This window comes from Nocardioides psychrotolerans (genome assembly GCF_943371775.1).
Taxonomy (GTDB): domain Bacteria; phylum Actinomycetota; class Actinomycetes; order Propionibacteriales; family Nocardioidaceae; genus Nocardioides; species Nocardioides psychrotolerans_A.
On the sequence record NZ_CALRWD010000116.1, the window covers coordinates 1 to 9,618 of the forward strand.

Below are 9,618 nucleotides of genomic sequence, written 5' to 3' on the forward strand. Positions count from 1 at the left end.
ACGACCGCGTGAGCGGCCGTCCCGACGCCGTGGTCAGGTCAGGCTGCGGGGCACTCGTCGAGAGCCGGCGGCTCCGGCGTCTCGACGCCGTCGCCACCGAGCGTGGCCTCGAAGGCCTCCGCCCAGGCGCCGCTCTCGAAGGAGTCCTCGAGGACTCCGTTGATGAACTCGCACATCTCGGGGCTCTCGAGGCTGTAGCCGACGCCGATGCGCTCCTCGGAGAACTCCTCGCCGACGACCTTGAGCTCGCCCTCGTTCTGCGCCGCGAGGCCCAGCAGGATCGAGCCGTCGGTCGACATCGCCTCGACGGTGCCGTTGAGGACGTCCTCGGCGCACTGCGAGTAGGTGTCGGCGGGGGCGCCCACGGCGCCGGCGGCCTCGACGTTCTCGAGCGAGGTGGAGCCGGTCACGGAGCAGACCGTCTCGCCCTCGAGGTCCTCGATGCCGGTGATGTCGCTGTCGGCGGCGACGAGGATCTGCTGGCCGGTGATGAAGTAGGGGCCGGTCTGGCCGACGATCTGGCGACGCTCGTCGGTGATCGAGTACGACGCGAGGACCAGGTCGACGCGCCCCTCCTCGAGGTAGGGCTCGCGGTTGTCGGAGATGGTCTCCTCCCACGTCACGGAGTCCGACTCGGGGTCGATGCCGAGCGCGGCCACGATGAGCTTGGCGATCTCGACGTCGAAGCCGGTGGGGATGTCGGACGAGGCGTCCTGGAAGCCCAGCCCGGGCTGGTCGTACTTCACGCCGACGGTGATCTCGCCAGCCTCGGCGATCTCGGCCATCGCGGAGCCGGCCTCGAAGTCGTCAGCGCTGACGTCAGCGGCCTCGACGTCGACGCCCTCGGCGTCGCTGCCGGCGTCGCCGCAGGCGGCCAGGCTGAGGCTCAGCCCGAGAGCGGCCACGGCGGCCTTGATCCTCATGTGTCGCATCTGCATCTCCTTAGTGCTTGAGGATCTTGCCGAGGAAGTCCTTGGCCCGATCGCTCTGGGGGTTGGTGAAGAACTCTTCGGGGGTGTTCTCCTCGACGACCTGGCCGTCGGCCATGAAGAGCACCCGGTCGGCGGCGGTGCGGGCGAAGCCCATCTCGTGGGTCACGACGACCATGGTCATCCCGCGCTCGGCGAGGTCGACCATGACGTCGAGGACCTCCTTGATCATCTCGGGGTCCAGCGCGGAGGTCGGCTCGTCGAAGAGCATCACCTTGGGCTCCATCGCCAGGGCGCGGGCGATGGCGACGCGCTGCTGCTGGCCGCCGGAGAGCTGCGCGGGGTACTTCTCGGCCTGGTGGCCGATGCCGACCCGCTCCAGGAGCTCGTTGCCGCGCTTCTCGGCGTCGGCCTTCGACTTCTTGCGGACCTTGATCGGGCCTAGCGTGACGTTCTCGAGGATCGACTTGTGGGCGAAGAGGTTGAAGCTCTGGAAGACCATGCCGACCTCGGCGCGCAGGTTGGCCAGCGCCTTGCCCTCCTGGGGCAGCGGCTGGCCGTCGAGCGTGATCGAGCCCTCGTCGATGGTCTCGAGCCGGTTGATCGCCCGGCACAGCGTCGACTTGCCCGAGCCGGACGGGCCGATGACGACGACGACCTCGCCGCGCTTGATCGTCAGGTTGATGTCCTGGAGGACGTGGAGCTTGCCGAACCACTTGTTGACGCCCTCGAGCACCACGAGGGGCTCACCGGTCTCCGCTGGGCGTGACTCGCCCTCCACCATGGTCATGGCCGGTGACACTAGCCGTAGATAGTCCCTATGGGCTATGTGGCGACTCGGGTGATGCCGAGCCGTGACCTGCCCGCTCGTCGTACGACGGGGCCTCTCAGCGCACCTGGAGGAACTGCAGCGCGTCGAGGACGGCGCGCACCTGCGGGACCTCGTGGGTGCGGAAGACCCCGGTGCCGCCGAGCTTGGCGAGGACGGCGAACATCGGCTCGGCCTCGCGGAACTGCTCCTGGAAGAGGTCGAACGCGTGGGGGAGCGCGTGGCAGACCGGCAGGCCCAGCTCGCGAAGCCGGAAGGTCTGGAGGATCACCCGGGTCTGGAAGTCGACACGCACCGACGGCACGGTCAGGTTGCCGTAGAAGAAGCCCAGGCCGGGGTCGATGATGATCCGCTCCAGGCCCTGGGAGCGGGCCTGCGCGACGCGGTCGGTGAAGTGGTCGACGAAGCCGGGGAAGGGGTCGGCCTCCCGCTCGACGTCGGCGACGTCGCGCACGTTGGAGCCCAGCACCGAGCAGAGGATCACCGTGGCGTCGTAGGCGACCGCGAGGTCGAAGAACTCCTCCTGGTGCTCGGCGCCGGTGAAGTTGAGGACCTTCGCGCCGGCCTTGAGGCAGGCCTCCGCGACGTCGGGGTGGTAGGTCTCGGCCGACACGACGACGTCGCTGTCGGTGAGCGCCTTGATGACCGGGACGAGCGTGTCGATCTGCCCCTGGCGCTCGACGCGGGTGGCGGTGGCGTTGGTCGACTCCGCTCCGATGTCCACCATGTCGGCACCTTGCGCCGCGAAGATCCGTCCGCGCCGGATCGCCGACTCGGTGCTGGTCGCGATCGAGTCGCGGTAGGTCGAGTCGCGCGACAGGTTGAGCGTGGCCATGACCACGGGCGTGGTGTCGCTGTCGATGACCCGCTCGCCCAGCACGACCGGCGCGACCGGGAGGTCGAGGGTGTCGCGGTGCGCCTCGGCCATCTCGGCGAGCGCGGCGAGGCTGATCACGACGCGTCCCCGTCCGAGGCGGCCAGGTCATGCTCGCGGTCGCGGGTGTAGCGGGCGAAGAGGAAGGAGTCGTGCAGCAGCAGGCCGGCCAGCGAGAAGCCGGGCACCGCCTCGAGGTCGCCGGGGGAGGACTCGATGACGGTCGTGGGCATCACGGGGGCGACCGTCAGGTCGACCTCGTCGATGACGTCGTCGGCGGCGAACGCCGTCAGCAGGCCGGGGCCGCCTTCGCACACGAGCCGCCTCAGCCCGCGCTCGTGCAGCGCGGCCACCAGGTCGGCGGCCCTGAGGTCGTCGCCGGGCAGGACCAGCAGCTCCGCGTGCTTGCGGGCCTCGTCCTTGGCCTCGTCGGGCGCGGCCTCGGTCGTCGCGACGATCGGGGTGTGGAAGGACTGGCCGAACATGTCCTCCGACCACGGCAGGTCCAGGCTGCCGCTGACGATCACCATCACGGGCGCCTCGCTCAGCCCGAGCGCCTTGCGCTCGTCGGCAGCGTCGGGGTCCGCCTTCAGCGGGCCGTAGGGCTCCTGGCGCACCGTCGTGGCGCCGACGACGATCGCGTCGGCCAGCCGGCGCACCTCGCCCAGGACCTCGCGGTCGATGTCGGAGGAGATGGAGCGGCTGCGCCCGTCGGGCCCGGCCACGCCACCGTCGAGCGCGCGGAGCATCGTGACGCGCGTCCACGGGCCCTCGGCCGGCCAGGGATAGGCCCGCGCCAGGTCGATGTCGCCGACCCCCTCGTCGGCCTCGTTCTCCTTCGAGAGCCGGGCCAGGTCGTCACTGTTCAGCAGCAGGCGCATGACCTGCAGCGTAGCCAGCGGGCGGTGACGGGATTCGGGCCCGCAGCGGCGCTCGCCGTACCCTGGGACGGCCATGACTGCCACGCCTGAGACCGCCCTCGAGAGTCCTCCGCGCACCTACGAGGTCAAGACCTACGGGTGCCAGATGAACGTCCACGACTCCGAGCGGCTCACCGGGCTCCTGGAGACCGCGGGCTACGTGCCGGCGGCGGCCGACGTGCAGGCGGACGTGGTGGTCTTCAACACCTGTGCGGTCCGGGAGAACGCCGACAACAAGCTCTACGGCAACCTGTCGCACCTGGCGCCGATCAAGGCCGCCAACCCCGACCTGCAGATCGCGGTCGGTGGCTGCCTGGCGCAGAAGGACCGCGCGACGATCACGGCCAAGGCGCCCTACGTCGACGTCGTCTTCGGCACCCACAACATCGGCTCGCTGCCGGTGCTGCTCGAGCGCGCGCGGGTGCAGCAGGAGGCCCAGGTCGAGATCCTGGAGTCGCTCGACGTCTTCCCCTCGACGCTGCCCACCAAGCGCGACTCGGCCTACGCGGCCTGGGTGTCGATCTCGGTCGGCTGCAACAACACCTGCACGTTCTGCATCGTGCCCGCGCTGCGCGGCAAGGAGAAGGACCGCCGGCCGGGCGACATCCTCGCCGAGATCGAGGCGCTGGTCGCCGACGGCGTCTCCGAGATCACCCTGCTGGGGCAGAACGTCAACGCCTACGGCGTGGAGTTCGGCGACCGGCAGGCCTTCTCCAAGCTGCTGCGCTCCTGCGGGTCGATCGACGGGCTCGAGCGGGTGCGCTTCACCTCCCCGCACCCCGCGGAGTTCACCGACGACGTCATCGAGGCGATGGCCGAGACGCCCAACGTGATGCCGTCGCTGCACATGCCGCTGCAGTCGGGCTCCGACCGCGTCCTGAAGGCGATGCGCCGGTCCTACCGGTCGTCGAAGTACCTCGGCATCATCGAGCGGGTGCGAGCCGCGATGCCCGACGCGGCGATCACCACCGACATCATCGTGGGCTTCCCCGGGGAGACCGAGGAGGACCTCCAGGCGACGCTCGACGTCGTGCGCGAGGCCCGCTTCGCGGGGGCCTTCACCTTCCAGTACTCCAAGCGCCCCGGCACCCCCGCCGCCACGCTCGAGGACCAGGTCCCTCCCGACGTGGTGCGCGACCGCTACGAGCGCCTGGTGGCCGTCGTCAACGAGGTCGCGTGGGCCGAGAGCCAGCAGCTGGTCGGTCGCCAGGTCGAGCTGATGGTCTCCGAGGGCGAGGGTCGCAAGGACGCCGCCACCCTGCGCCTCTCCGGCCGCGGCCCCGACAACCGCCTCGTGCACTTCGCGGCGCCCGCGGAGCCGGTCCGCCCCGGCGACCGGGTCACCGTCGAGATCACCTACGCCGCGCCGCACCACCTGGTCGCCGACAGCGTGGCGACGGTGCGTCGCACGCGCTCGGGAGACGCGTGGGAGGCCCGCCAGGACGCCCCCGCCGGCTCCGGCGTGACGCTCGGGATGCCGACGATCGGCGTCCCCGCTCCTCTGCCCGACGCGCCCGCCTGTCGCTGAGGCCTGTGGAGGAGCGGATGCGCTCCTCACCTGAGCGGTTGATGCTGGGCGGGTGTCCGTCCGTGAAGCGCTGGTGCAGCTCGGTGGTGTCGCCACGCGTGCCGCGCTCATCGAGGTGACCTCGAGGCTCGAGGTCGACACGGCGCTGGCCTCGGGGGAGATCGTGGCGCCGGCGCGAGGTCGCTACGCGGTGCCGGAGGCCGATGCGGCCCGGACCGCTGCGCACCGGGTGAGCGGCGCCGTGTCCCACGAGAGCGCTGCGTTGCACTGGGGGTGGTCGGTCAAGCTGCCACCGACGTTGCCGAACGTGACCCTCCCGCGAAACAGGAAGGTCACCGCCGCCCACCGAGCCGGACTCACGCTCCACCGGGCCAACCTGACGGTTGATGACGTGGTCGACGGGGTGACCTCGCGGGAGCGCACGCTGCTCGACTGCTTGCGCCTGCCGGACACAGGGGCGGCCCTCTCGGTGGCCGACTCGGCGCTGCGCGGCGGCTTCTCGCACCGGACGCTCGTGCGCCTGGCCGAGCAGGCGCGTGGTCCCGGGGTGCTGCAGGCGCGTCGTCTGGCCGGTGCCGCCACTCATCTGGCCGCCAACCCGTTCGAGTCGGTGCTGCGCGACATCGCGGCGGATGTTCCAGGGTTGGCCGTACGCCCGCAGGTGCCGATCTACGGCCCGGCCGAGTTCCTGGGGCGGCCGGACCTCGTCGACGAGGACCTGCGGGCCGACCTCAAGCGTGACGCACGGCGCTACAACGCTCTCGTCGTCCACGGGTGGCTGGTGCTGCGGTTTGCCTGGGAGGACGTCATGTTCGAGGCGGCCTACGTCCGCGAAGCCCTGACGCAGCCGGGCGTCTGCGTCAGTCCGAGCGCGGGTCCGAGCTGGACCAGCCGCTGACCGGCGGGATCGGGGGGTCGGGGTGGACGTCGGGCTCCGTGCTGTCCGCCGACTGCTCCGGCGGGACCTCGGCGGCGCCGGCGCCCGGAGCGCCAGGAGGAGCCGGGCTGGTGTCGCGGGTGCCGGTGGTGCCGTGCTGGCCGGGGCCGGTGGGGCCCTCGCGCTCGCTGCTGACGCCCATGTCGCCGGCGGTGTCCTGGTCGGACTCGGTGATGTCGTGGTCGTCGCCGGTGCCGCTCATGCCGGGTTCTCCCGGTCGGCCTCGTCGGCCGCGCCGGTGTTGTCGCTGTCGCCCGAGGACTCGGTGGCCTCGGTGGAGGTGTCCTCGGTCTGCCTGACCTCCTCGGGCAGCACGTCCTCGACGGCCGGGTTGTCGTCCGGGTCGAGGTCGCGGGCCAGCGGGTCGCCCTCGGCTGTCTCGCCGTCGACGCCGTCGCTGTTGGGCGTCGCGTCGACGCCGCCCGGGTTGGGCTCGCCGGGCTCGATCTGCGCGTCGGGCTTGGGGCCCAGCTCGGACCCCTCGGTGGACTCGGTGTCGGACTCGTGCTCGGACATGCGTGCTCCTAGAAGCCGAAGGTGGTGTAGGCAGTGGTGGTACCCGTGCGCAGCGAGTCCAACACGAAGCGCTCGTGCGGCACGACCGGCTCCGGCAGCGCGTCGAAGGCGCACCAGCGCAGCTCGGCGCACTTCTCGGGCTCGACGACGCGCGGCTCACCGCTCCAGGTGCGGGCGGTGAAGAAGAAGTCGACCCGCTCGTCGATCGGGTCGGCGTGCATCGTGCGGTGCATCGTCGTCACGAACTCCAGCGCCAGGTCGTCGACAGCGATCTCCTCGAGCGCCTCGCGTCGCGCTGCGTCGAAGGCCGTCTCGCCGCGCTCCACGTGGCCCGCCGCGGCGGCGGCCCAGTGGCCGTCCATGTAGTCGACGCCCTGGCGCAGCTGGAGCAGCACCTCGGGCCCGGAGACACCGTCGCGGAGCAGGTAGACGTAGGAGGCCGGGACGACCACGAAGCGGCCTTCGTGCGCCCCGGTGCCGGCGTCGCTCACTGGGACGGCTGGTCCTCGGACGTCTCGGCGTTCTCGCGCTGCGTGCCCGAGGGGTCCGTGGCGTCGTCGGCGTCGGGCAGCTCACTGGGGTGCTCGCCCGGGGGCTTCTCGAAGGGCTCGCCGGTGAGGTCGTCGTCGGTGGTGGGGGTCTCGCTCACGTCAGGTCGTCGTTCTTCTTGTCGAGCTTGTCCAGCCCGTCCTTGGCCTTGGTGGTGGCCTTGGCGATCTTGTCGGAGTGCTTGCCGCCGGTCTTCTTGTCGGCAGCAGCAGCGGCCTTGTCGATGCCAGAAGCGATCTTGTCGCCGTGCTGGTCGACCGCCTTGGTCAGCTTCTTCTTCGCGTCGTCCAGGAAGCCCATGGCTCCTCCGTCTCGGTCGGGGATCGTGCTTGCCACACTAGCCACATGCCCACACCGCCGATCGTCGCGCTCGTCGGCGCCACGGCGTCCGGCAAGACCGGTCTCTCGCTCGACGTCGCGGAGGCCCTGGGCGGGGAGATCGTCAACACCGACGCGATGCAGGTCTACACCGGCATGGACATCGGTACGGCGAAGGTGCCGCTCGCCGAGCGCCGCGGCATCACCCACCACCTGCTCGACCTGCTCACGGTCCGAGAGCCGCTCACGGTCGCCCACTTCCAGGAGCAGGCACGTGACCTGACCGCCCGGCTGCGCGACGGTGGGACCACGCCGGTGCTCGTCGGCGGCAGCGCGCTCTACACGCGGGCGATCCTCGACCGCTTCGAGTTCCAGGCGACCGACCCCCAGGTCCGAGCGCGCTGGGAGGCCGAGCTGGCGGCGGTCGGGTCCTTCGAGCTCCACGAGCGACTGGCCGCGATCGACCCCGTCGCCGCCGCCAAGATCGAGCGGGAGAACGGTCGACGCGTCGTGCGCGCCCTCGAGGTCATCGAGATCACGGGCGAGCCCTATGCCTCCTCGCTGCCCGAGCTCACCTACGCCGACCCGCACACGCTCCAGCTCGGCCTCGAGATCGACCGACCCAGCCTCGACGTGCGGATCGAGCAGCGGGTGGCCGAGATGTTCGACGCCGGCTTCGTCGCCGAGGTCGTGCGGCTGCTCGACGAGGGGCTGGCCGAGGGGGTGACCGCGAGCCGGGCGATCGGCTACCGCGAGGTGCGCGCCCACCTCGCCGGCGACCTGAGCCTGGACCAGGCCCGCGAGCGCACGGTCATCGCGACCCGACAGTTCTCCCGGCGCCAGGACGCGTGGTTCAAGAAGGACCCGCGCATCGTCTGGGTGCCCTTCGACGCCCCCGACCGGGCCGAGCGGGCGCTGGCCGCGGTGGCGGCCGTCAGCGCGACGCGCGAGGACTGAGCAAGAACGGTCGGGCGCGACGGGGGCGGCCCGGGCCAGGATGGGTCCATGGACGGACGGGACCGGTTGCGCGAGCTCCTCGACGCGGTCCTCGACGACGAGCACCGCACGCTCGGCGAGATGGCCGACGGCGCCCACGTGTCGGCGCACCACTTCACGCGGCAGCTGAGCCGTGCCGCCGGCGAGCCGCCGGTCGCGATGAAGCGGCGGGTGCTGCTGGAGCGGGCGGCCTGGCAGCTGCGCTGCGGCAGGACGGTCACGCAGGCCGCGTTCGACGCGGGCTACGAGTCGGTCGAGGGGTTCAGCAGGGCGTTCGCCCGGGCCTACGGCCACCCGCCCAGCGCGATCTCCACGGGCCGGGAGCGCGAGCGGTCGGCCACCTGGCTCCCGGCCCCCAACGGCATCCACTTCCACCCACCCACGTCGCTGTGGGTCCACACCAGCGAGCAGCCCATGAACCCCCTCACCGACCAGCTCCTCCAGCACGACCTGGACGACACGAGAGCCCTGCTGGAGCAGGCGAAGCAGCTCGACGAGGCCGCCTACCGCCACGAGCACCTGCCGGGCACGACCGTGCTGGCCTGGGACGGCCAGGAGGGCTCGGTCGCTGCGGTCCTGGAGCGGCTGGTGTGGACCAAGGAGGTGTGGGTCGCCTCGATCGAGGGGGAGGACCTGCCCCCGCGCGGGGACGACGGCGTGGCCGGGCTGCTGGCGCGTCACGAGGTCGCCGGCGCACGGTGGTGGGCGGCGGTCCGCGACATCGACCGGCGAGGCGCCTGGGACGACCGGCTGGTCGACGCCCTGTGCGACCCGCCGGAGAGCTTCGTGCTCAGCAGCGTCGTGGCCCACGTCCTGACCTTCTCCGCGCACCGGCGTCAGCTCGCGCGGCTGCTGATGCGGGCCGGCGGGCTCGAGGTCGACCACGGGGATCCCATCGAGTGGCTGCGCGACCGCGCACGGGCCGCCGGAGCAGGAGGAGCGCGATGACCCGCACCGTCTACTACACCGCCACGAGCCTCGACGGCTTCATCGCCGACGAGCGCGACTCGCTCGACTGGCTGCTGACCCAGGACGTCGACGCTGACGGACCGATGGGCTATGCCGACTTCATCACCGGCATCGGTGCGCTGGTCATGGGGGCCACCACCTACCAGTGGATCGCCGACCACCAGGCCGAGACCGGCGAGGCCTGGGGCTACGACGTCCCGGCCTGGGTGATGACCCACCGCACCTTGGAGCCGATCGGCGAGCAGATCACCTT

The 9,618-nt window shown here is 71.5% G+C and carries 13 protein-coding genes and 1 pseudogene; 5 read left to right on the top strand and 9 right to left on the bottom strand.

All coding sequences use genetic code 11. The features are described 5' to 3' along the window. Positions 1 to 38: 38 nt before the first annotated feature. From AAG827_RS21205 to AAG827_RS21220, 4 genes are all read right to left on the bottom strand, one after another. Positions 39 to 932: a glutamate ABC transporter substrate-binding protein gene (locus tag AAG827_RS21205; RefSeq protein ID WP_341928199.1), complete on the bottom strand. Its 894-nt coding sequence runs from the start codon at positions 930 to 932 to the stop codon at positions 39 to 41. Positions 933 to 942: 10 nt separating this feature from the next. Then, positions 943 to 1,713 carry an amino acid ABC transporter ATP-binding protein gene (locus AAG827_RS21210; RefSeq protein ID WP_341928211.1) on the bottom strand — a complete coding sequence of 257 codons (771 nt, stop codon included), beginning with the start codon at positions 1,711 to 1,713 and terminating at the stop codon, positions 943 to 945. Positions 1,714 to 1,816: 103 nt separating this feature from the next. Beyond that, complete coding sequence (locus tag AAG827_RS21215; protein WP_341928200.1) at positions 1,817 to 2,713, bottom strand: dihydropteroate synthase; 897 nt, start codon at positions 2,711 to 2,713, stop codon at positions 1,817 to 1,819. Further along, positions 2,710 to 3,513 carry a dihydrofolate reductase family protein gene (locus AAG827_RS21220; RefSeq protein WP_341928201.1) on the bottom strand — a complete coding sequence of 268 codons (804 nt, stop codon included), beginning with the start codon at positions 3,511 to 3,513 and terminating at the stop codon, positions 2,710 to 2,712. Before AAG827_RS21220 ends, AAG827_RS21215 begins: the two co-directional genes overlap by 4 nt. A gap of 73 nt (positions 3,514 to 3,586) precedes the next feature. Between AAG827_RS21220 and miaB the strand changes: the two genes are divergently transcribed. Further along, the gene (gene miaB / locus AAG827_RS21225; RefSeq protein ID WP_341928202.1) at positions 3,587 to 5,080 is read left to right on the top strand and encodes a tRNA (N6-isopentenyl adenosine(37)-C2)-methylthiotransferase MiaB; all 1,494 of its coding nucleotides are present in this window, start codon (positions 3,587 to 3,589) and stop codon (positions 5,078 to 5,080) included. A gap of 52 nt (positions 5,081 to 5,132) precedes the next feature. After that, positions 5,133 to 5,978 carry a hypothetical protein gene (locus AAG827_RS21230; protein WP_341928203.1) on the top strand — a complete coding sequence of 282 codons (846 nt, stop codon included), beginning with the start codon at positions 5,133 to 5,135 and terminating at the stop codon, positions 5,976 to 5,978. Here the strand turns inward: AAG827_RS21230 and AAG827_RS21235 are convergent. The 5 genes from AAG827_RS21235 to AAG827_RS21255 are packed head-to-tail and all read right to left on the bottom strand — an operon-like array spanning position 5,941 to position 7,382. Next, a complete protein-coding gene (locus tag AAG827_RS21235; RefSeq protein ID WP_341928204.1) occupies positions 5,941 to 6,219 on the bottom strand; it encodes a hypothetical protein in 279 nt (92 codons plus the stop codon). The two genes, AAG827_RS21230 and AAG827_RS21235, sit on opposite strands and share 38 nt — an antisense overlap. After that, positions 6,216 to 6,533, bottom strand: coding sequence for a hypothetical protein (locus tag AAG827_RS21240; RefSeq protein WP_341928205.1), 318 nt, complete (start codon positions 6,531 to 6,533; stop codon positions 6,216 to 6,218). The genes AAG827_RS21235 and AAG827_RS21240 overlap by 4 nt, the downstream gene beginning before the upstream one ends. An 8-nt stretch (positions 6,534 to 6,541) precedes the next feature. Further along, positions 6,542 to 7,024: an NUDIX domain-containing protein gene (locus AAG827_RS21245; protein WP_341928206.1), complete on the bottom strand. Its 483-nt coding sequence runs from the start codon at positions 7,022 to 7,024 to the stop codon at positions 6,542 to 6,544. Further along, a complete protein-coding gene (locus AAG827_RS21250) occupies positions 7,021 to 7,182 on the bottom strand; it encodes a hypothetical protein (protein WP_341928207.1) in 162 nt (53 codons plus the stop codon). Before AAG827_RS21250 ends, AAG827_RS21245 begins: the two co-directional genes overlap by 4 nt. Continuing rightward, positions 7,179 to 7,382, bottom strand: coding sequence for an Rv0909 family putative TA system antitoxin (locus tag AAG827_RS21255; protein WP_341928208.1), 204 nt, complete (start codon positions 7,380 to 7,382; stop codon positions 7,179 to 7,181). The genes AAG827_RS21250 and AAG827_RS21255 overlap by 4 nt, the downstream gene beginning before the upstream one ends. 45 nt (positions 7,383 to 7,427) lie before the next feature. Here AAG827_RS21255 and miaA point away from each other — a divergent pair, with 45 nt between their 5' ends. The 3 genes and pseudogenes from miaA to AAG827_RS21270 form a co-directional block, all read left to right on the top strand. Then, positions 7,428 to 8,357: a tRNA (adenosine(37)-N6)-dimethylallyltransferase MiaA gene (miaA, locus tag AAG827_RS21260; protein ID WP_341928209.1), complete on the top strand. Its 930-nt coding sequence runs from the start codon at positions 7,428 to 7,430 to the stop codon at positions 8,355 to 8,357. A gap of 48 nt (positions 8,358 to 8,405) precedes the next feature. Next, entirely contained in the window at positions 8,406 to 9,344 is a 939-nt protein-coding gene (locus tag AAG827_RS21265; protein ID WP_341928210.1) for a helix-turn-helix domain-containing protein, read from the top strand. Next, positions 9,341 to 9,618 (top strand): annotated as a pseudogene (locus tag AAG827_RS21270) (dihydrofolate reductase); the annotation flags it as partial. The gene AAG827_RS21265 and the pseudogene AAG827_RS21270, both read left to right, overlap by 4 nt.